Source organism: Corynebacterium phoceense (assembly GCF_900092335.1).
Taxonomy (GTDB): domain Bacteria; phylum Actinomycetota; class Actinomycetes; order Mycobacteriales; family Mycobacteriaceae; genus Corynebacterium; species Corynebacterium phoceense.
Window position 1 is genome coordinate 501,786 of sequence record NZ_LT596207.1, and the last position, 22,210, is coordinate 523,995.

General features: G+C 65.2%; 11 protein-coding genes and 2 pseudogenes. 8 read left to right on the forward strand and 5 right to left on the reverse strand.

Going from position 1 to position 22,210, the window contains the following annotated elements; all coding sequences use genetic code 11:
- Position 1 precedes the first annotated feature (1 nt).
- Positions 2-892, forward strand: coding sequence for a DUF3109 family protein (locus tag BN9444_RS02395; RefSeq protein ID WP_141628522.1), 891 nt, complete (start codon positions 2-4; stop codon positions 890-892).
- On the opposite strand, the gene BN9444_RS02400 is transcribed toward BN9444_RS02395, so the two are convergent.
- The 3 genes from BN9444_RS02400 to BN9444_RS02410 all read right to left on the reverse strand — a co-directional run bounded on the left by BN9444_RS02400 (position 889) and on the right by BN9444_RS02410 (position 3,686).
- Positions 889-1,584 (reverse strand): response regulator transcription factor, encoded by a 696-nt coding sequence (locus BN9444_RS02400; protein ID WP_066509839.1) that lies wholly within the window; start codon positions 1,582-1,584, stop codon positions 889-891. The two genes, BN9444_RS02395 and BN9444_RS02400, sit on opposite strands and share 4 nt — an antisense overlap.
- A gap of 12 nt (positions 1,585-1,596) precedes the next feature.
- Positions 1,597-2,829: a sensor histidine kinase gene (locus tag BN9444_RS02405; protein ID WP_369799429.1), complete on the reverse strand. Its 1,233-nt coding sequence runs from the start codon at positions 2,827-2,829 to the stop codon at positions 1,597-1,599.
- Positions 2,830-2,939: 110 nt separating this feature from the next.
- A complete protein-coding gene (locus BN9444_RS02410) occupies positions 2,940-3,686 on the reverse strand; it encodes a phosphoglyceromutase (protein ID WP_066490385.1) in 747 nt (248 codons plus the stop codon).
- Between the two features lie 102 nt (positions 3,687-3,788).
- On the opposite strand from BN9444_RS02410, the gene BN9444_RS15315 reads away from it, so the two are divergent.
- The gene (locus BN9444_RS15315) at positions 3,789-3,917 is read left to right on the forward strand and encodes a hypothetical protein (RefSeq protein WP_255356869.1); all 129 of its coding nucleotides are present in this window, start codon (positions 3,789-3,791) and stop codon (positions 3,915-3,917) included.
- 24 nt (positions 3,918-3,941) lie between these two features.
- Positions 3,942-4,475 (forward strand): GNAT family N-acetyltransferase, encoded by a 534-nt coding sequence (locus BN9444_RS02415; RefSeq protein ID WP_066509842.1) that lies wholly within the window; start codon positions 3,942-3,944, stop codon positions 4,473-4,475.
- On the opposite strand, the gene mshA is transcribed toward BN9444_RS02415, so the two are convergent.
- Positions 4,472-5,737 carry a D-inositol-3-phosphate glycosyltransferase gene (gene mshA, locus BN9444_RS02420; protein WP_066509844.1) on the reverse strand — a complete coding sequence of 422 codons (1,266 nt, stop codon included), beginning with the start codon at positions 5,735-5,737 and terminating at the stop codon, positions 4,472-4,474. The two genes, BN9444_RS02415 and mshA, sit on opposite strands and share 4 nt — an antisense overlap.
- 87 nt (positions 5,738-5,824) lie before the next feature.
- Here mshA and BN9444_RS02425 point away from each other — a divergent pair, with 87 nt between their 5' ends.
- The 3 genes from BN9444_RS02425 to BN9444_RS02435 all read left to right on the forward strand — a co-directional run bounded on the left by BN9444_RS02425 (position 5,825) and on the right by BN9444_RS02435 (position 11,087).
- On the forward strand, positions 5,825-7,534 hold the full coding sequence (locus BN9444_RS02425; RefSeq protein WP_066489616.1) for a long-chain-fatty-acid--CoA ligase: 1,710 nt from the start codon (positions 5,825-5,827) through the stop codon (positions 7,532-7,534).
- A 115-nt stretch (positions 7,535-7,649) separates the two neighbouring features.
- Complete coding sequence (locus BN9444_RS02430) at positions 7,650-9,365, forward strand: long-chain-fatty-acid--CoA ligase (RefSeq protein ID WP_066489614.1); 1,716 nt, start codon at positions 7,650-7,652, stop codon at positions 9,363-9,365.
- A 207-nt stretch (positions 9,366-9,572) separates the two neighbouring features.
- On the forward strand, positions 9,573-11,087 hold the full coding sequence (locus tag BN9444_RS02435; protein WP_066509848.1) for an AMP-binding protein: 1,515 nt from the start codon (positions 9,573-9,575) through the stop codon (positions 11,085-11,087).
- Positions 11,088-11,372: 285 nt separating this feature from the next.
- Here the strand turns inward: BN9444_RS02435 and BN9444_RS02440 are convergent, their stop codons facing one another.
- Complete coding sequence (locus BN9444_RS02440; protein ID WP_066509850.1) at positions 11,373-11,912, reverse strand: NADPH-dependent FMN reductase; 540 nt, start codon at positions 11,910-11,912, stop codon at positions 11,373-11,375.
- Between the two features lie 268 nt (positions 11,913-12,180).
- Here BN9444_RS02440 and BN9444_RS02445 point away from each other — a divergent pair.
- Together BN9444_RS02445 and BN9444_RS02450 are read left to right on the forward strand one after the other, a co-directional pair.
- Positions 12,181-18,195, forward strand: a pseudogene (locus BN9444_RS02445) (fatty acid synthase subunit beta domain-containing protein); the annotation flags it as partial.
- Positions 18,196-18,211: 16 nt separating this feature from the next.
- Positions 18,212-21,730 (forward strand): annotated as a pseudogene (locus BN9444_RS02450) (acyltransferase domain-containing protein); the annotation flags it as partial.
- Positions 21,731-22,210: the final 480 nt, after the last annotated feature.

Here is a 22,210-nt window from a genome sequence, read left to right on the forward strand (position 1 = left end):
TGTGAATCGCCCGAAAACAAAACCCGTGTATCTTGGCTTTCCTGCCACTTCACCTGCGGGAATATCGATTGCATCCGGTCGCGAAAAAGCCCCGGATTTTCCGCGCGAATGGTTTGAATTTACTGATCCGAACGATCCTGAGCACGTCTTTTCCATCGATCTCACGTGGCTCGAGTCCCATTACGCGTGCCAATTTGGCACCGAGCGCTGCCCCGGCATCGACTCCAACAATCCTGATGTCGGCTGCTGCGGGCATGGTGCCTACATGGCAGACGAGCAGGACCGCGACCAGCTTGCCGATGCCGTCTCGCGCATGCCCGCCACATATTGGCAGCGTCGCGAGGAGGTTACGGGCCGCACGCCCTCCGAAGAGATTGTGCTCGAGGGCGACGAGCTGGAGCCGTGGCTCATGTGGGACGAACTCGATGGTGACGATGGCGAGCCGGAGCCCGCGTTGAAGACCCCGGTCGTCGAGGGCGCCTGCATCTTCGCCAACCGCGCGGGCTGGGAGACCGGTGCCGGTTGCGCCCTCCACCAATGGGCGCTCGCCGAGGGCGAGGACCTCACCGTGGTCAAGCCGGAAGTGTGCTGGCAGCTGCCGCTACGCCGCTACGAGGACTACGAAGAGCGCCCCGACGGCGTGGAGATTCTCCGCACGCAGATCGGCGAATACGACCGCCGCGGCTGGGGCAACGGCGGCGAGGACTTCGACTGGTATTGCTCGACGGACCCCGCCTGCCACAACAACCCCGAGCCCATGTGGAAGTCCCAGAAGAACGAGCTCATAGCCCTCATGGGCGAGGACGCCTACGCGATCCTCGCCAAGCACTGTGCCAAACGCGCGGCCGCCGGGCTCGTCTCCGTGCACCCAGCCAGCGAGCGCTGGGTTTAAAGCTCGAATTTGTACCCGAGGCCGCGCACCGTGACGAGGTGCTCTGGGCGCGACGGCGTCGCCTCAATCTTGGATCGCAGGCGCTTGACGTGGACGTCGAGCGTCTTCGTGTCGCCCACGTAGTCCGCGCCCCAAATGCGGTCAATGAGCTGGCCACGGGTGAGTACGCGTCCGGCGTTGCGGAGCAGGTATTCGAGGAGATCAAACTCTTTGAGCGGCATGTTGACGGGCTCGTCCTCGACTGTCACGATGTGGCGCTCGACGTCCATGCGCACGCGGCCGCCTTCGAGGATCTGCTCCTCGAATTCTTCCTCGTCCTCGTGGTGGCGGACGTCGCCACGGCGCAGGACTGCGCGGATGCGAGCGATGAGCTCGCGGGAGGAGTAGGGCTTCGTCACGTAGTCGTCTGCGCCGAGCTCCAGACCCACGACCTTGTCGATTTCCGAGTCGCGCGCGGTGACCATGATGATGGGCACGCTGGACTGTGCGCGCAGCTCCTTGCACACGTCCGTGCCGGACATGCCGGGCAGCATGAGGTCGAGGAGCACGATGTCGATGTCCTCGGCCTCGAACTTGGCGAGCGCCTCAGGGCCGTCGTAGGCGATGACAGCCTCGAAGCCTTCCTTCCGCAGAAGAAAGGCGAGCGGATCCGCCAGGGATTCTTCGTCTTCAACGATGAGGATGGTAGTCATGTGCTTTACTCTCTAGTCCTTCCGGCGAGCGCTCACGCGCCCGGCGTTTCCGGCCGTCGCGGAAGCGACGCCGTGTCCATTATCCCCCGTCGAGGCCGTATCTGTCTCGCATACAGGGTGATGAACGGGCAGTTCAATGGTAAAAGTCGATCCCGTTCCCGGGCGCGACCACAGTTTGATGTTGCCGCCGTGGTTCGCCACGACGTGTTTGACGATGGACAGGCCGAGACCCGTGCCGCCGGTCTGACGTGACCGCGCCTTGTCGACACGGAAGAAGCGCTCGAACACGCGCTTTTGGTCTTCCGGCGCAATGCCCACGCCGCGGTCCGTGACGCGGATGAGCACGATGTCCCCACCCACGACCTTCTGCGATACGGACACCGGCGCCGCCTCCGGCGAGTAGTTGATGGCGTTGGAGATGAGGTTGGTTACGGCCGTGACCAGCAGCGGCTTGTCAGCGAGTACCTCCACGCCGGTGTCCTCGCCGCGAAGGAGCTCGATGCCATGCGAGTCCGCTGTGAGCTGGTTGCGCGAAATAGCCTCGGAGACGATGTCGTCGACGCGGACCGGCTCCATTCTGGGCAGACGCTCGGCGCCCTGCAGCTTGGACAGCGCGATGAGCTCCTGGACCATGTTGCCCATGCGCGAGGCTTCCTTCTGGACGCGCTCGCCGAAATACTTGACGTGCTCCGGATCATCCGGGTCCTGCAGGAGTGCCTCGGCGAGCAAGCCGATGCCGCCCACCGGGGTCTTCAGCTCATGCGAGACGTTGGCCACGAAGTCGCGGCGCGCTGCCTCCATGCGCACCGACTCGGACTCGTCCGTGCCGTAGATGATGACAAAGCGAGCATCACTCGGAGTAAGCGGCTTGACCACAGCCTGCACCTGGGTGACGCGGTGGCCCGTGCGGCGCTTGCGGATGACAACGTCGAGACGGCGTTCCTCGCCGTCCTTGAAGACCTCCTGAGCCACCTTCCACACGTCCGGGTTGAGGACGCGATCGTGCACGAGCGACATGCTGTGCGCCGAGCTATTGGACAACACGACGTCGCCCGCCTGCGCCACGACGATAAGTCCCGTGGGCGATCCCTGCACGCCAAGGTGGAGCACCTGGCTGATGGTGGTGATCTGGTTCGGGGCGTCGACGACGCCTTGGCGCATGAGACGTGCGTTGACGAGACGCCACACCAGCTGCGCCAGCAGCGTCAAAATCACGCCTGCGACCAGGCCAAAAATAATATCCACTAGTACTGTGTAAGTTCGTTTCTCTTCTCCCGGCATTGAACGCCGGGGACACAAATATATCCCCAGGGAGTATAGGCCCCCTGGGGATAGTTCGCAGCGCGAGCTGTTATTTACTTGCCGCCCTGTGCCGCGACAGCGGCGGCGCCGGCAGCGGCTGCCTCCGGGTCGAGGTAGGTGCCGCCCGGGTTGACGACGGAGCCGTCTTCCGCGATTTCGTAGACCAGCGGGATGCCGGTCGGGATATTGAGACCCGCGATGTCATCATCCGAGATGTTGTCGAGGTGCTTGACCAGCGCGCGCAGGGAGTTGCCGTGTGCGGCGATGAGGACGGTCTCGCCCTTCTTGGCGCGCGGGAGGATTTCCGACTCGAAGTACGGGACGAAGCGCTCGACGACGTCCTTGAGGCACTCGGTACGCGGAACCTGGTCCAGATCCGCGTAACGCGGGTCGTTCGCCTGCGAGTACTCCGAGGAGTCCTCGAGCTCCGGCGGCGGGGTGCCGTAGGAGCGGCGCCATGCCATGAACTGCTCCTCACCGTACTTGTCCTTGGTCTCAGCCTTGTTCAGGCCCTGGAGAGCGCCGTAGTGACGCTCGTTGAGACGCCAGTCGCGGACGACCGGGATCCAGTGACGGTCCGCGGCGTTGAGAGCGATGTTGGCAGTGCGGATAGCACGGCGCAGCAGGGAGGTGTAGACGACCTCAGGCAGGATGCCCTGCTCGCGCAGCAGCTCGCCGCCGCGCTTGGCCTCGCCCTCGCCCTTGGCGGTGAGGTCAACGTCGACCCAACCAGTGAACTGGTTGGATTCGTTCCACTGGGACTGTCCGTGACGAAGAAGAATGAGTTTTCCGTTAGTCATGGTGTCCAGCATGCCAGGTTTTCCTGCGGCGCGCTTGTCTGATTGGTTACTCTTTTTACCCGACCAGACATCCTGTAACACACCTCACACCCAAAGGATTTCATGCCCCTTATCCGCATCTCCTCCGCGCACCTCGACACGAACGACCAGCCGTCGACCGCCATTGCCGCCTACGTGGAGGCCACCCGTGCACAATCCATTGCGCCACTGGCCACGATGACTTTGCGGTGAGCACTGACCACGCCGGGCCGCACGGTGCTCTCGCTGTGGACGCAGTTACCGATAAGCGAGAACTCGCTCGAGGAACATCCACGCGCACGCATCCTGCGCGCGGCAGGCTGCAACCTGGGGCTGGTGGAGCAAGCGTCGGAAGTGGGCATCGGCAAGCTGGGCACCCCGGCAGTCCCGGAGGGACTGCGCGCGGAATTCTTCACCGGAATTATGCCGCTGGGCGGAATTATGCCGCTGGGCGACCTCATCGATTCGTTCCTCGACATCGTGAAAATCGCGGACGTGGACGGCGTCGTCGCATTCACCGCGGCGAATGTCTACCCCGACCATCCCCACGCGATGGAGCAGGGCCCCACAGTCGCACACCGGCGCGCCCGCGGACGCGGCCTCGCCACACTGGTCAAGCAGGTGCTCGCGGACGAAGTCGCGCAGCGCTATCCCGACATCGAGCGCGTGACGACGTATAACGCGCTGGACAACGCTCCCATGCTCGCCATCAATAACAAGCTGGGCTTGGTGCTGAAGTTCTATGAAACGAATTGGCTCAAGCGAATCTAGTAGCCCGTCGCCCGGCGCGCGTGACAGTCCGGGATCTGAATGCTCATGGCATCGGCATAGATGGCCTCGAGCTGCGTCGCGGCGGCGGCCCAGCTGAAATTCTGTGCATGATCGACGGCGGCCTCGCCCATCGCGATGCGTCGCTCATCGTTGTCGAGGAGCTGTTCCAGCGCGTCCGCCCAGGCCTCAGGGTCGTGGTTGTCCACGAGCAAGCCCGTCTCCCCGTCGTCCACGGCAATAGGCAGCCCGCCCACGCGCGCGGCGATGACGGGCGTGCCGGATGCCTGCGCTTCCACGGCGACGAGGCCGAAGGACTCGTTGTAGCTGGGCACCGCCACGATATCCGCGGCCTGATACACGGCAACGAGCTCGGCCGGCGGGCGCGGCGCAATGAAGCGGACATAACGCTCCACGCCCAGCTCACGGGCGAGGTTCTGGTAGGTCTCCGGCGTCGCGTTCGCGCCCGAGGGCCCGCCGCAGAAAATGACGCGGACGTTGCGGAACGGGTCGCGCTTGATGAGTTCCGCCGTGGCGCGCACGAGGACCTCGGGGCCCTTAAATTTCTGAAGGCGACCCACGAAGGCCACGACCTTCATATGCAGCGGAATGCCGAGCAGGCGGCGCGAGCGCTCCGTGTTGCGGTCCGTGCCGGGAGTAAAAAGCTCGGTGTCGGCACCGGGCGAGACGACGACGATGCGCTCCGGCGGGGCATCGTAATGCTCAATAAGGTCCTGAGTCTCCTGCGCCGTATTGACGACGAGGAGATCCGCGTTATCCACGATCTGCTGCTCGCAGATGCGGCGGGCCTCGGACTCCTGCGTGTCATCTGCCGTACGGTGCGCGTTCTTCACTGCGGCAAGCGTGTGCGCGGTATGAACGAGGGGGACCTCCCACAGGTCACGCAGCAGCCAGCCCACCTGGCCCGAGAGCCAGTAGTGCGAGTGGATAACGTCATAGTCCAAGTCAAAGCAGCGCGCGAAGGTAATCATGCTGCCGGCGAACGCGGCGAGCTGCGTGGGCAGCTCTTCTTTGCTCAAACCTTCGTAGGGACCCGCCACGATGTTGATGACACGCAGTCCCTCTTCGACCTCCACGATCTCGCCCTGCGAGGGCCGCGTGGCGAGGGTAAAGACGTCTACCTCGATACCTCGGCGCGCGAGTTGGCGTGCGGTGTTGAGGACGTAGACATTCATGCCGCCCGCATCCCCGGATCCGGGCTGTTCCAGGGGCGAGGTGTGCATGGAGATCATCGCGATACGCATAGACGCCCATCCTAGCGCCGCGAGTCCGCCGAGCTTGCGCGTTATACTGGGAGGTCGCTAGAACCTACGCAACCGAAAGGTCATTTTATGTCGGCTTATGAGTCCAAAGCCTGGCTCCAGTACTACCCCGAGTGGACGCCGCACACCCTCGACTACGGCGACACAACGCTGTTGGACATCTACGACAACAACCTGGCCATCAATGCGGACAAGCCGGCCACCTACTTCTTCGGTAAGACCCAGACCTACACGGAGCTCGACCGTCAGGTGCGCCGCGCCGCCGCGGGCCTGCGTGCCTTCGGCGTCCGCGAGGGCGACCGCGTCGCCATCGTCGCCCCCAACGCCCCGCAGACCGTCGCCGCGTTCTACGCCGTCCTCAAGCTGGGCGCCACGGTCGTGCTCCACAACCCGCTCTACACCGCCCACGAGCTCGAGAGCCTCTTCCAGGATCACGGCGCCCGCGTCGCCATTTCCTGGGATAAGACGGCCTCCACGCTGGAGAAGCTGCGCGCCACCACCCCGCTGGAGACGGTCGTGTCCATCAACATGATCGACGCCATGCCCACGGTGCAGCGCCTCGCCCTGCGCACGCCGTTCCTCAAGTCAACGCGCGAGCAGCTCACTGGCGATGCCCCCAATACCGTCCCGTGGGACACGCTCATCGGCAACGCCATTGGCGGCGACGGCTCCGATGTGAAGTCGCCCGAGTCCATCACCAAGGACTCCATCGCGCTCATCCTCTACACCTCCGGCACGACCGGCAAGCCCAAGGGCGCGCAGCTTAGCCATGGCAACCTCTTCGCCAATATTCTGCAGGGCAAGGCATGGGTTCCGGGCCTGGGCGACCAGCCCGAGCGCATGCTCGCCGCGCTCCCCTTCTTCCACGCTTACGGCCTCACCATGAACCTGACCCTCGCTCAACTCATTGGCGGCGAGCTCGTGCTTCTACCCAAGCCGCAGATCCCGCTCATCATGGGGCTGATGAAGAAGCACACCCCCACCTGGATTCCGGGCGTGCCCACGCTCTACGAGCGCATCGTCGAAGCAGCGGAGAAGGATTCCGTGGAGATCAAGGGCGTGCGCGCGGCCTTCTCCGGCGCGTCTACTCTGCCGGTTCAGACCGTCGAGAAGTGGGAGGAGTACACCGCCGGCCGCCTCGTTGAGGGCTACGGCCTCACCGAGTGCTCGCCGATCATCGTGGGCAACCCCATGAGCGATGACCGCCGCCCTGGCTACGTGGGCATCCCCTTCCCCGATACCGACATCCGCATTGCGAACCCCGATAACCTCGACGAGACCATGCCGGACGGCCAGGAGGGCGAGGTCCTCGCCCGCGGCCCGCAGGTCTTCAAGGGCTACTTCAACAATGCTGAGGCTACCGATGCCGCCTTCCACGACGGGTGGTTCCGCACCGGCGACCTCGGCATCATGGAAGAGGATGGCTTCGTCCGCCTCGTGAGCCGCATCAAGGAAATCATCATCACCGGCGGCTTCAACGTCTACCCGGGCGAAGTCGAGGAAGTCCTGCGCACCCACCCGGCCATCGATGACGTCGCCGTGGTCGGCCGCCCGCGCTCCGACGGTTCCGAGGACGTCGTGGCCTGCATCGATCTGGCTGACGGAGCCGCACTCGACCCCGAAGGCCTCAAGGAATTCTGCCGTGAACGCCTCACCCGCTACAAGGTCCCGCGCACCTTCTACCACTTCGAGTCCCTGGCCAAGGATCAGATGGGCAAGATCCGCCGCCGTGAGGTTCAGGAGGACCTCATCAAGCGCCTCGAAGCCGAAAAGAAGTAGGACTAAGTCTGCACGAATAGGCCGCCCCAGCGCTCCGAATGCGCAAAGGCGGCTTTTTTCATAGCTATACTAATCGCAATAGATAGTTCACTTTAAGAAATAAAAGGGGATCGGTATGGGTGCCTATGAGTCCAAGGCCTGGCTGCAGTACTACGCAGACTGGACGCCGCACACGCTCGAGTACGACGACACCACGCTCATCGACAGCTACCGCGAGAACCTCGAGGCCCACGGCACGTGGCCGGCCACCTGGTTCTTCGGCCGCACGCAGACCTATGCCGAGCTCGACGCGCAGGTGCGCGCCGCCGCCGCGGGACTCAAGGCCCTCGGTATCCGCAAGGGTGACCGCGTAGCCATCGCGCTGCCCAACTGCCCGCAGCACATCGCGGCGTTTTACGCCATCCTCAAACTCGGCGCTGTCGTGGTCGAGCACAACCCGCTCTATACGGCACGCGAGCTCGAGGAGCTTTTCATCGATCACGGAGCCCGCGTCGTTATCGCGTGGGACAACCGCTCCGAGGTCTTCGAGGAACTGCGCGAGACCACGCAGCTGGAAACCATCGTCTCCGTGAACATGACGGACGCCATGCCACGCATGAAGGCGCTGTTGCTGCGCATTCCGCTCCCACCGATTGCGGAGAAGCGCGCACAGCTCACCTCGCCCGCCCCGAATACCGTGCCATGGTCCACCCTGACCAGCCCCGCAATGGGAGGCGACGGCCACGCCTTCATCGACGCCGAGGACGTAAGCAAGGATGACCCGGCCATCATCCTCTACACCTCCGGCACGACAGGCAAGCCCAAGGGCGCGATCCTCACGCACGGCAATATCGTGGCTAACACCAAGATGGGTGTCGCTTGGGTGCCTGGCCTGGGCGAGAACCGCGAACGCATGCTCGCGGCGCTGCCCATGTTCCATGCCTACGGTATGACGCTCATCGCGGCACTCGGGGTCGCCATCGGCGGCGAGCTCGTGCTCACCCCGGCGCCGAAGATGGATCTCATCATGGACATCATGAAGAAGCACACGCCCACCTGGATTCCGGGTGTGCCCACGCTGTACTCGAAGATCATCGCCACCGCGCATGAGAAGAACATCAGCATCCACGGCGTGCGCAATGCGCTCTCCGGTGCGGCCGCCCTGCCCACGGAGACCGTGAAAGAGTGGGAAGAGCTCACCGGCGGTCTCCTCGTCGAAGGCTATGGCCTCTCCGAGACCTCACCCGTCATCGTCGGTAACCCTATGAACAGCAACCGCCGCCCTGGCTACATCGGCCTGCCTTTCCCGGATACCGAGATTCGCATCGGCAACCCCGATAACCTCGACGAAACACAGCCCGACGGCACGCCCGGCGAGGTCCTCGTCCGCGGTCCGCAGGTCTTCACAGGCTACCTCAACAAGCCGGAGGCCACCGCCGAGTCCTTCCACGGCGACTGGTTCCGCACCGGCGACATGGGCATCATGGAAGAAGACGGCTTCATCCGCCTCGTGAGCCGCATCAAGGAGATCATCATCACCGGCGGCTTCAACGTCTACCCCGCCGAGGTCGAAGAAACCATGCTCGCCCACCCCGACGTCACAGACGTCGCCGTGGTCGGCCGCCCGCGCGACGATGGCTCCGAGGACGTCGTGGCCTGCGTCATCCTCCGCGACGGCGCCGCACTCGACCCTGAGGGCATGAAGGAATTCGCCCGCACGCGTCTCACCCGCTACAAAGTCCCGCGCACCTTCTACCACTTCGAGGAGCTCGCCAAGGACCAACTGGGCAAGATCCGCCGCCGCGAGGTCCAAGCCGACTTGCTCAAGCTGCTGGAGAAGAACGAGAAGTAGTGTGGACTTACCCGCGCGACGCACGCCGGTGATGATCCGAACCCTGTCGCCGGCGAGTGGACGCGTGAGTGTGCCGAGGTACGTCTCCCGCGGAAAGAGCGGTTACGATAGCGCGGCATGTGCCATATCTGAAATCGTCTTTGAAGATCTTGCTCTAGGTTGCCCGCGCGTTAGGATACTTTCGTCCGACAACAAGAAAGGCGACGCGTGGAAACTCAACCCTGGCACCGGTTCTACGGTTCGTGGACGCCCGCATCCCTCGACTACGGCGACGCCACCTTGGTAAGCCAGCTCGCCGAGACCGTCGCCACCCACCCAGACCGCATCGCACTGCGCTACGTAGACCAGGTCGTCACCTACGCCTCGTTGGATCACGAGATCGATCGTCTCGCCGCAGCACTCGCTCAACTGGGCGTCAAGCCCGGCGCGTTCGTCGCTCTCGCGCTGCCCAACCGCCCCGAGCATGTCATCGCCTTCTACGCAGTACTCCGCCTCGGCGCGACCGTAGTCGAACACAACCCCCAGTTCACCGCGCATGAGCTCGCCCCCATGGTCGCCGACCACGGCGCACGTGTCGCCATCGCGGCGGGCCCCGCCGTGACCATCTTCCAGGATCTCGATGAGATCGAGCACGTCATCAACGTCGACGATGACTGGAATGAGTTCCTCTCCCGCGGCACTGAACTGCCGGAACGTGTCACCGTCACTAAAACTGACGTTGCACTCATCCTCTATACCTCGGGCACGACAGGCACGCCCAAGGGCGCCATGCTCACGCACGGCAACCTCGCGGCCAATGCCCTCCAGATGGCGGCGTGGCGCCTGCCCGAGGAGCACCCACAGGCGCTGGCCGTCCTGCCGCTCTTCCATTCCTACGGCCTCACCATGTCACTCACCGTCGGAATCCTCTCCGGCGCGACAATCACCTTGTTGCCCGCGCCACGGATGGAGTTCATTCTCTCCGCGCTATCTGCACACCCACCCACGTGGATGCCCGCCGTGCCGACCATCTATCAGCGCGTCATTAGCGCGGCGCCGCAGGCACACGGCATTAAGCAGGCCATCTCCGGCGCCGCCACGCTGCCCGCCGCGACCGTCGCCGAATGGGAAGAACTCACCGGCGGCATCCTCGTCGAAGGCTACGGGCTCACCGAGGCCGCACCCGTCGTCGCCTGCAATCCCCTCAATGAACACCGTCGCGCCGGATGCATTGGCCTTCCGATGCCCGATACCGAGGTCCGCATCTCTCCGGAGTCCGGCGAACTCCTCGTCCGCGGGCCCCAGGTCTTCGCGGGCTACCTCCACAACGAGGAAGCCACGCGCGCCGCGTTCGAGGACGGCTGGCTACGCACGGGCGACGTCGCCACGCAGGACGCGGACGGCTTCCTCACTCTCCACGCGCGACTCAAGGAGACCATCATTACCGGCGGGTTCAACGTCTACCCCGCCGAGGTCGAGAACGTCCTCACCGCGCATCCCGCGCTTTCCGATGCCGCCGTCCTCGGCCGCGCACGCGAGGATGGGTCCGAAGACGTCGTCGCATGCATCGTCATTAAAAATGACGGTGCACATTCCGCGCCCACCAATGACGAGTTGCGCGCGTGGTGCCACAGCATGCTCGCCCGCTACAAGGTGCCGCGATCTTTTGTGCGCGTCGACGATCTCGGCCGCGATGCCCTCGGCAAGCTGAGGCGCCGATCCGTCGCGGAGCGCTTTCTGTGATTCCGCCCAAATAAGACCGTCAGAAAACTGACGGCGCCCAAACCCCACCCACAATTCGGAATTGTGTACAGGATTCCAGAGTTGTGGTGGGGTTTGGGCGCGACATTGAGGGGCTAGCCTTCAGCTCGCGGACGGCCCCGGAGCAAAGGTGTCACAGCCCAGGACTGAGTCAGGGGCGTTAGAAAAAGTGACGGTGCCCAGGATCAGCAGAACCCACCCACAACTCAGAGAATCTGACAGATTTCGGGAGTTACGGGTGGGTTATGCAGAGGTGAGCGGAGGCGCTTACTTGACTGCAGCCTCAACCTCAGCGAGGACGCCGTCCACGAGGCCCGACTTGAAGTCGGCCGGGGTGAACTCGCCGTCGGTCATGTCGGTGATGAGGTTGACCTCAACCTGGGCACGAATCTGGTGCATGGAGAAGTTCGCGACGGCTAGGCGCCATGCCTCGACGGCACGGACGCCACCGGAGAAGCCGTAGCCGATGAAGGCGACGGTCTTGCCCTGCCACTCAGCGATGGAGTCGAAGGCGTTCTTGAACGGGCCCGGCACGGAGTGGTTGTATTCCGGGGTGACGAAGATGAAGCCGTCGCAGGACGTGATGGCGTCGGCCCAAGCCTGAACGTTGGCGTTATCGTACTGACCGTTGGCCATGCCCGGGACGATGGCGGACTCGAGCAGCGGGACGTTGAAGGACTTGAGGTCGAGCAGCTCGTACTCGACGCCGGACTCGCGCTTGTCAGCGATCTCCTTGACCCAGTTCGCGATGGCCTCGCCGGAGCGGCCTTCGCGGATGGACCCCAGGATGATGCCAATCTTTGCCATATTTCTAAAGCCTTTCAGCACTTTTAACCTGCACAAATGCGCAGTTTCTAACTTGAATCCTTAAGTCTACCCCTCATGGTCGGGTTGCGCACACGACAACTAAGTTTCTAAAGATTTCCTGAAAGTTGAGTAAAACCTCACGTTTTGGGCCGTCATAGCTAGAAAGTTACGGAGCAGTAGGCTACGGTAGCGTAATTGCGATTTGTTTGTTGTTGCTAACAATCCTTTTATCGCGCACGATCCCCGAGAATCACAGAGGTTTCCTTACATGCCGCTTTCGTCGTTGACACCGCTCAACTCCATGCAGCGCCCCGCCCTCCTCTTCGCAGGCCAGGGTTCCGCATGGCAGGCGTCGCTTGCCCAGGCCACCACGGCCCCGCACGTTGCCACGCGCTTGCGCGAGCTTCTCACTGCCGCCCGCGCCACCGCCGCTCCCATCGCCCGCCAGATCGCCTCGACCTGCCCGGGCGTTTTCGATCGCCTAGAGGAGCTCCTCGCTGGCGACGCAACGGTCAAGCCGGTGGACGTCTTCCCGGCGTACTCCATTCCCGGCATCGTCCTCGGCCAGATTGCAGCCATCGAGCACCTCGAGCAGCTGGGACTCAAGCCAGAACTCGCCGCCGGCCACTCCCAGGGCTCCCTCGGCGTGCTCGCGCTCAAGGATCCGCAGGAAGCCCTGACTCTTGCCATCCTGATGGGGACGGCGGCATCGGCAAGCCATGGCGGCTCGGACGCACGCTCGCACATGCTGGCTGTGCGGGGCCTGTCCCGCGAATTCATCGAAGCCAATATCGCGGGCGATGCCGCCATCGCCGTCATCAATGGCCGCCGCGCGTTCGTGCTCGCTGGCGCGCCGGAGGACCTCCAAGCAACGCAGTCCGCGCTCGAGGCCGCCGCCCAGGCCTTCAACGACAACTTGGAAGAGCGTCCGGTGGGTGGCGACGAACTCGTCGCGACCTTCAACGAGCTGCCGGTAGCACTGCCCTTCCACCACACCTGCCTGCGTGACGCGGCCAAGCTCACCGAAGAGTGGGCGAAGAACTGCGGCATCAATGACCATGCGCTGGCCCGCGCCATCCTCGTCGAGCCGCACGATTGGCCCGCACAGGTCCGCGCCCTCGACGCGGATTACTTCCTCTCCCTGGATCCCTCCCTCACTCGCCTCACCACTCCCCTTATCGCCGGCTCCGGCGCCGCCGTCGTCGAGGTTGCGTCCCCTGCGCAGCGTGACGCGCTGGCCACGCCGGGCAACTCCCTGCCGGAAGCGGTGAACTACGACGACTTCGCTCCCCGCCTCGTCCGCCTGCCGGACGGCCAGGAGTATACGCAGACCCGTTTCTCGGATCTCACGGGCCTGTCCCCCATCATGCTTGGCGGCATGACGCCGACCTCTGCCGACGGCGAGATCGTCGCCGCGGCCGCCAACGCCGGTTACTGGACGGAGATGGCCGGTGGCGGCATGTACTCCGACGAGGTCTTCACCAAGCACCGTGAAGTCATGGAGTCGAGACTCAAGCCGGGCCGCACCGCCCAGTTCAACACCATGTTCTTCGACCGCTTCCTGTGGAACCTGCAGTTCGGCCAGACCCGCATCGTGCCCAAGGCCCGCGCGGCCGGCGCTCCGTTCAACGGCGTGTGTGTGTCCGCCGGTATCCCGGAGGTCGACGAGGCCACCGAGCTCCTCGCACAGCTACACGAGGACGGCTTCCCCTTCATCTCTTTCAAGCCGGGCACCGCGAAGCAGATTCGCGACGTGCTCAAGATCGCCGCCGCGAACCCGGAGGATCAGATCATCATCCAGGTCGAGGACGGCCACGCTGGCGGCCACCACTCGTGGGTCAACCTCGACGACATGCTGCTCGAGACCTACGCCGAGGTCCGCCTGCACCCCAACGTCTACCTCGCCGTGGGCGGCGGCATCTACTCCCCGGAGCGCGCCGCGACCTACCTCACCGGCTCCTGGGCTTCCCAATATGATGTGCCCGCCATGCCTGTCGATGCCGTCTTCATCGGCACCGTCGCCATGGCCACCAAGGAGGCCAAGGCCACGGACTCCGTCAAGGAACTCCTCGTCAACACCCCGGGCATTGGCTACGACACGAACGGCGGCTGGGTTGGCCGCGGCACCGGCACTCACGGTGTGGCTTCCTCCCAATCCCACCTGCTCGCGGACATCCACGACCTGGACAACTTCTTCGCCGCGGCATCGCGTCTCATCACGTCTCTGCCGCTCGAAGAGTACGACGCCCGTCGCGACGACATCATCGCGGCGCTGAACAAGACGTCCAAGCCCTACTTCGGCGACGTCGAGACCATGACGTATGCGCAGTGGCTGAACCGCTTCGTCGAGCTGGCGCACCCCTTCGTCGACCCGACGTGGGACGACCGCTTCTTCGACCTTCTTCACCGCATCGAGGCCCGCCTCAACGACGCCGACCACGGCGAGATTGAGACCCTCTTCCCTTCCATCGAGGAGATCGCGGATGCCCCGGCCGCCGCGGCAAAGCTACTCGCGGCGTACCCGTCCGCTTTCGAGACGACAGTCTCCCCGCGCGACGCCGCATGGTGGATTTCGCTGCACTACAAGCACGTAAAACCCATGCCGTGGGTCCCCGCCATCGATGGCGACCTCAAGGTCTGGTTCGGCAAGGACACCCTGTGGCAGGCCCAGGACGAGCGCTACACCGCGGACCAGGTCCGCATCATCCCGGGGCCCGTCGCCGTGGCCGGCATCACGAAGAAGAACGAGCCGGTCGCTGACCTGCTCGGTCGCTTCGAAAAGGCTGCCACGGACGAACTGCGTTCGTCCGAACACAAACCGGAAGAGATCTTCGCTCGTCTCCACGCCGCTAAGACCGCCGAGGACTACATCCTCCATGCGCCGACCATCCAGTGGCACGGCCACCTCATGGCCAACCCAGCCTACGAAATGGACAACGACGCCTTTGACCTCATTCAGGACGAGAACGGCAACTGGGAAATCCGTATCAACGCGGACTCCTACTGGGACGACCTGAAGCCCGACGATCGTCCGTTCTACGTCGAACACGTCTCCGTACCGCTCGACCTCCCGGCGGACGTGTCCACCGGCGGTTCCCCGGTCGTCTCCGACGAGCGCCTGCCCAAGGCCGTCTTCGAGCTCCTCGAGGGTCTCGCTGGTGTCGGCTCCACCGCCGAACAGGGCGACGCCATTGAGAAGATGCCGGTCATCGAAGAAGGCTCTGTTTCAGAGGACGCTCCCTTCGGCGTCGCGCACTACTCTTTCACCCTGCCGGCTTCCCTGCTGCAGGCCCACACCAACGTCACTGGCGCCGCTCTCGACGGCGAGTCCCCGGTAGGAACGCCGGATGTGTTGGTCGGCCCATGCTGGCCCGCCATTTACACCGCGCTCGGCTCCGGCCAGCTCGCCGATGGCTACCCGGTCATCGAGGGCCTGCTCAACGCGGTGCACCTCGACCACGTCGTCGACGTCAAGCTGCCGCTTGACGAATTAGCGGATGGTCGCACCATCGACGTCACCTCCAAGTGCACCGCCATCGACGAGTCCGTCTCCGGCCGTATCGTCACCGTCGAACTCGAACTGCGCGACCATGACACCCAGGACGTCGTCGCTACGCAGATGCAGCGCTTCGCCATCCGCGGCCGCGCCACTGGCACCGCGATGCCGGTCCCGGCTCCGGAGTGGGGCGGCGGCGCGGCGTACGCCGCGCGAGCAGTGGTGTCCACGCCGCGCTCCTTCGTGGATCGTGAGACCGTCACCGCGCCGCACGACATGACTCCGTTCGCGCTGGTCTCCGGCGACTACAACCCCATTCACACCTCCTACAACGCGGCGCAGCTGGTCAACCTGCAGGCGCCGCTCGTCCACGGCATGTGGCTGTCGGCCACCGCGCAGCACCTCGCCGCGCGCCACGGCGAGGTCGTGGGCTGGACCTACTCCATGTACGGCATGGTCCAGCTCGATGACGAGGTCGAAATCACCGTCGAGCGCGTGGGCCGCAAGGGCATCCACGCCGCGCTCGAGGTCACCTGCCGCATCGGCGGCGAAGTCGTCTCTCGCGGCCAGGCGCTGCTCGCAGCACCGAAGACCGCTTACGTCTACCCGGGCCAGGGCATCCAGGCCGTCGGCATGGGTCGCGGCGACCGCGACGCGTCCCCGGCCGCCCGCGAAATCTGGCGTCGCGCGGACCGTCACACCCGCGACAACCTTGGCTTCAGCATCCAGCGCATCATCGACGAGAACCCCACGACCGTCAAAGTCAAGGGCGTCGAGTTCCGCCACCCGAACGGCGTGTTGCACCTCACCCAGTTCACGCAGGTGGCCCTCGCCGTCGTCGCCTACGCCCAGACCGAGCGCCTGCGCGAGAACGACGCGCTGGCTCCAACCAGTTTCTACGCCGGCCACTCCCTCGGCGAGTACACCGCCTTGGCTTCGCTCGCGAACATCTTTGAGCTCGAGGGGGTTATCGACGTCGTCTACTCCCGCGGCTCCGCCATGGGCTCTCTCGTCGAGCGCGACGCGGAGGGTAACTCCAACTACGCCATGGCAGCGCTGCGCCCCAACATGGTGGGCATTTCCGGCGACGAGGTCGACGCCTGGGTCAACGCGCTCAGCGAAGAGACCGGCGAATTCCTCGAAATCGTCAACTACAACATCAAGGGTCAGCAGTACTCTGTGGCCGGCACCAAGGCCGGTCTCAAGGAGTTGGTCCGCCGCGCAAATGCCATCACGCCGCGCGCCGCCGTCATGGTCCCGGGCATCGACGTCCCGTTCCACTCCCGCGTCCTGCGCGACGGTGTTCCGGCCTTCGCTCAGAAGCTCGACGAGCTGCTCCCGCAGGAATTCGATCTGTCGAAGCTCGTGGGCCGCTACATCCCGAACCTTGTGGCCCGTCCGTTCGAACTCACCCAGGACTTCGTCGACGCGGTCGCGCCGCTCGCCCCGTCCGGCAAGCTCGACGGCCTCAAGGTCGAGGACATGGACGAGCAAAAACTCGCCCGTCTCCTCGTCATCGAGTTGCTGTCTTGGCAGTTCGCTTCCCCGGTCCGCTGGATCGAGACGCAGGACTTCCTCTTCGACCACGTCGAGCAGATCGTCGAGGTCGGCCTCGCTGCCTCCCCGACGCTGGCCACCATGGCGAAGCGCTCCATGGCCGTCGCCGGAGTCGACGTGCCCGTCTTCAACGTCGAGCGCGACCAGGACCAGGTCATGCTGCAGGACGTCCAGGCCGCCCCGGTCGAGGAGGCCCCGGAGCCTGAGCTTTCCGATGCCCCCTCGGCTGAGCCCGAGCCCGCCGCCCCTGAGCCCCAGGCTGCTGCGCCGGCTCCCGCTCCTTCCGCCGGCGGCTCCGCCGCCGACGCGCCGGAGCTGCCCTTCGGCCCGGCACAGGCCATCGACGTGCTCTTCGCGTTCCAGAACAAGATTCGCGTCGACCAGATCACCAACTCAGACACCATCGAGGAGCTCACCAACGGCGTGTCCTCGCGTCGTAACCAGCTGCTCATGGACATGTCTGCGGAGCTGGGCGTGCCGGCCATCGACGGCGCCGCCGACGCAGACGTGAAATCCCTGCGCGAGAAGGTCACCGCCGCCGCCCCGGGCTACGCCCCGTTCGGTTCCGTCCTGGGCGAGGCCGTGCAGGGACGCCTGCGCCAGATTCTCGGCGCCGCTGGCCTCAAGCCCGCCTTCGTCGGCGAGCGCGTCACCGGCGCGTGGGGTCTGCCGGCCTCCTGGACCGCCCACGTCGAGGCTGAGATTCTCCTCGGCTCCCGCGAGGAAGACTCCGTGCGCGGCGGCTCACTGGGCACCGTTCCGTCTGCGGCGACCTCCAAGTCCGCTGCCAACGACCTCGTCGACGCCGCCATCCACGCGGTCGCGTCGAATAACGGCGTGAGCGTTTCGCTCACCTCCGGCGGTTCCGCTGCTGGCGGCGTGGTCGATTCCGCCGCGCTCGACGCCTACGCGGATACCGTCACCGGCGAAAACGGCGTGCTCGCCACGGCCGCACGCCAAGTCCTCACGCAGCTGGGTCTCATGGACGAGCCGGAGGCCTTCGAGGCTCCGGACACCACGGTCATCGACACCGTCGAGGCCGAGCTCGGATCCGGCTGGGTCAAGTCCGTGACCCCGTCCTTCGACGCGGACAAGGCCGTCCTCTTCGATGACGCCTGGGCTATCGCGCGTGAGCAGCTCACCCGCGTGGCACTGGGCGAGGTAGACACCCCGGCGCGCTACTTCCGTGGCACCGGCGCCACCATTGCGGCCCAGGCCACCTGGTGGGCGGCCAACGGCGGCCAGGGCGATNGTCTACCCGGGCCAGGGCATCCAGGCCGTCGGCATGGGTCGCGGCGACCGCGACGCGTCCCCGGCCGCCCGCGAAATCTGGCGTCGCGCGGACCGTCACACCCGCGACAACCTTGGCTTCAGCATCCAGCGCATCATCGACGAGAACCCCACGACCGTCAAAGTCAAGGGCGTCGAGTTCCGCCACCCGAACGGCGTGTTGCACCTCACCCAGTTCACGCAGGTGGCCCTCGCCGTCGTCGCCTACGCCCAGACCGAGCGCCTGCGCGAGAACGACGCGCTGGCTCCAACCAGTTTCTACGCCGGCCACTCCCTCGGCGAGTACACCGCCTTGGCTTCGCTCGCGAACATCTTTGAGCTCGAGGGGGTTATCGACGTCGTCTACTCCCGCGGCTCCGCCATGGGCTCTCTCGTCGAGCGCGACGCGGAGGGTAACTCCAACTACGCCATGGCAGCGCTGCGCCCCAACATGGTGGGCATTTCCGGCGACGAGGTCGACGCCTGGGTCAACGCGCTCAGCGAAGAGACCGGCGAATTCCTCGAAATCGTCAACTACAACATCAAGGGTCAGCAGTACTCTGTGGCCGGCACCAAGGCCGGTCTCAAGGAGTTGGTCCGCCGCGCAAATGCCATCACGCCGCGCGCCGCCGTCATGGTCCCGGGCATCGACGTCCCGTTCCACTCCCGCGTCCTGCGCGACGGTGTTCCGGCCTTCGCTCAGAAGCTCGACGAGCTGCTCCCGCAGGAATTCGATCTGTCGAAGCTCGTGGGCCGCTACATCCCGAACCTTGTGGCCCGTCCGTTCGAACTCACCCAGGACTTCGTCGACGCGGTCGCGCCGCTCGCCCCGTCCGGCAAGCTCGACGGCCTCAAGGTCGAGGACATGGACGAGCAAAAACTCGCCCGTCTCCTCGTCATCGAGTTGCTGTCTTGGCAGTTCGCTTCCCCGGTCCGCTGGATCGAGACGCAGGACTTCCTCTTCGACCACGTCGAGCAGATCGTCGAGGTCGGCCTCGCTGCCTCCCCGACGCTGGCCACCATGGCGAAGCGCTCCATGGCCGTCGCCGGAGTCGACGTGCCCGTCTTCAACGTCGAGCGCGACCAGGACCAGGTCATGCTGCAGGACGTCCAGGNCGTGGTCGCCCACGCCGCTTCCTACGGCGACGGCGCCCACACCTCCATTCCGGCTCCGGGCCTCGGCGCCCTGGGCGCAGGTCGTGGCCGCGAGAACTCCCCGCTGGCCAAGGGTCTGCGCGGCCTGGGCCTGACCCCGAACGACGTGACGGTCCTGTCCAAGCACGACACCTCCACCAACGCCAACGACCCGAACGAATCCGAGCTGCACTCCATCCTGTGGCCAGCCGTGGGCCGCGACGCGGATGAGCCGATGTTCGTCATCTCCCAGAAGACGCTCACGGGTCACTCCAAGGCGGGTGCCGCGCTCTTCCAGACCGGCGGTCTCATCGACGTCTTCCGCACCGGCCGCGTTCCCGCGAACGTGTCCCTGGACTGCGTCGATCCGCTTATCGCGCCGAAGGCGAAGAACCTCGTGTGGCTGCGCTCCCCGCTCGACCTGGGGGCCGCTGGCCGCCCGGTCAAGGCCGCGGCACTCACCTCGCTGGGCTTCGGCCACGTCGGTGCCCTCATTGTCTACGCCCACCCGGGCGTGTTCGAAGNCCAGGGCGATCTCAAGGCCATCGCGAAGGAGGCGGAAACGAAGTTCGAGGGCGAATTCGCCGGCGAGGTCGCGCTCGTCACCGGCGCGGCGCCGGGCTCGATTGCCACCGCACTTGTCGAGCGCCTGCTCGAAGGCGGCGCCACCGTCATCATGACGGCGTCTCGCGTCTCTCAGGCCCGCAAGGAATTCGCGCGCAAGCTTTACGCCGCGCACGGAGCCGCGGGCTCCGCGCTCTGGCTCGTTCCGGCCAACCTCTCGAGCTACCGCGACATCGACGCGCTCATCGAGTGGATCGGCAACGAACAACGCGAATCCGTGGGCAACGAGGTGAAGATCCTCAAACCCGCGCTCACACCGACGCTCGCCTTCCCGTTCGCCGCACCGTCTGTCTCCGGCTCGCTGGCCGACGCCGGTGCGTCCACCGAGCAGCAGGCACGCCTGCTTCTCTGGTCCGTCGAGCGCACCATTGCAGGTCTTTCCGAGCTCGCGCAGAACGACGTCGACACCCGCACGCACATCGTGCTGCCGGGTTCCCCGAACCGCGGTATGTTCGGCGGCGACGGCGCGTACGGCGAGGTCAAGGCCGCGCTCGACGCCATCCTCGCCAAGTGGCACGCCGAAGCCGGTTGGCCCGCTGGCGTCACCCTGGCCCAAGCCAAGATCGGCTGGGTCGCGGGCACGCACCTCATGGGCGGCAACGACGGCCTTGTGCCTGCGGCCGAGAAGGCCGGCATCCACGTGTGGTCGCCGGAGGAAATCTCCTCCGAGATTATGGGTCTCGCATCCGTTGAAAACCGGGCGCGAGCTTGCGAGCGTCCGCTCGAAGCCGACCTCACCGGTGGCCTCGAGGGCGTGTCCCTCAAGGAGCTCGCGGCCCAGGCTGAGGCTCCGGCCGCCGAGCCGGAGGTTGAGGAAACGCCAGTCATTAAGGCCCTGCCCAACACGGTGAGCCCGGTGCAGCCGGGCGGCCTTGAGGGCATCGGCAGCATCAGCACCGACCTGGACGACATGGTCGTCATCGCTGGTATCGGTGAGGTGAGCTCCTGGGGCTCCGGCCGTACCCGTTTCGAGGCCGAGTTTGGCATGCAGCGCGACGGCTCCGCCGAGCTCACCGCCGCGGGCGTGCTGGAGCTGGCATGGATGACGGGTCTGGTCCACTGGGCCGAGGATCCGCACCCGGGCTGGTTCGACGCCGAGGGCACCGAGATCGCCGAGGAAGAGATTTACGACCGCTTCCGCGACGAGGTCGTCGCCCGTGCCGGCGTGCGCACCCTGACGGACAAGTACCACCTCGTTGACCAGGGTTCTATCGACCTCACCACGGTCTTCCTTGACCGTGACATCACATTCACCGTCGCCACCGAGGCCGAGGCCAACGACATCGCCGAGGCGGACCCGGAGTTCACCCAGATCCGCGAGGCCGACGGCGAGTGGGAGGTCACCCGCTTGAAGGGTGCGACCGCCAAGGTCCCGCGCAAGGCCACGCTCACCCGCACGGTCGCGGCCCAGATGCCGGACGACTTCGACGCTTCTCAGTGGGGCATCCCAGACCACATGCTCGACGCGCTCGACCGCATGGCGGTGTGGAACCTCGTCACCGCCGTCGACGCGTTCACGCAGGCGGGCTTCTCACCCGCGGAGCTGCTCCAATCCATCCACCCGGGCCAGATTGCCACGACGCAGGGCACCGGAATTGGCGGCATGGAGTCCCTCCACAAGGTCTTCGTGGCCCGCTTCCTCGGCGAGGAGCGTCCGTCCGACATCCTGCAGGAAGCCCTGCCGAACGTCATCGCGGCGCACACCATGCAGTCCCTCGTTGGCGGCTACGGCTCGATGNCGCCGAGGCACGCCTGGCCGCAGGCCACGCGCACTTCGAGCCCGGCATGCTCGGCCGCGCGCCACTCTTCGAGGTCATCGACGGCCGCCGCCTGCCGCACGCCGACGCCAAGGTGATGATTGACGGCTACGGCCTCGTCGACGCCGACAAGGCCGCGGAAATCTCCATGCTCCTCGACGCCGATGCGCGCCTGGGCGCAAACGGGGAGTTCCCGGGTGCGTAGTCGTTAACTAACTGGCTGGCCAGACCAGCCAGTAGTAGATAGAGCTCAGGCCCGCTTCCTGAAAGGGGAAGCGGGCCTGAGCTTTTGTAGCCGCCACCGAATCGGCCACTACGTTTCAGCTAACGCTCGACCAACTTTTGCTTCTCAACTCCGTTAATCTTTTCCACTCATCCAGCGGCCGAGTGTCATACGAAGCAAAGGACCGTATCAAGCGTCTTTAACAAAACAGTGACTCACGATAAGAGTTATCTGGCGC

Bases quoted from the DNA above. Each gene is read 5' to 3' on its own strand.
- BN9444_RS15315 (WP_255356869.1), top strand. From the start codon at position 3,789: ATGCCCCTTATCCGCATCTCCTCCGCGCACCTCGACACGAACGACCAG.
- BN9444_RS02410 (WP_066490385.1), bottom strand. From the start codon at position 3,686: ATGACTAACGGAAAACTCATTCTTCTTCGTCACGGACAGTCCCAGTGG.
- BN9444_RS02425 (WP_066489616.1), top strand. From the start codon at position 5,825: ATGTCGGCTTATGAGTCCAAAGCCTGGCTCCAGTACTACCCCGAGTGG.
- BN9444_RS02400 (WP_066509839.1), bottom strand. From the start codon at position 1,584: ATGACTACCATCCTCATCGTTGAAGACGAAGAATCCCTGGCGGATCCG.
- BN9444_RS02440 (WP_066509850.1), bottom strand. From the start codon at position 11,912: ATGGCAAAGATTGGCATCATCCTGGGGTCCATCCGCGAAGGCCGCTCC.
- mshA (WP_066509844.1), bottom strand. From the start codon at position 5,737: ATGCGTATCGCGATGATCTCCATGCACACCTCGCCCCTGGAACAGCCC.
- BN9444_RS02430 (WP_066489614.1), top strand. From the start codon at position 7,650: ATGGGTGCCTATGAGTCCAAGGCCTGGCTGCAGTACTACGCAGACTGG.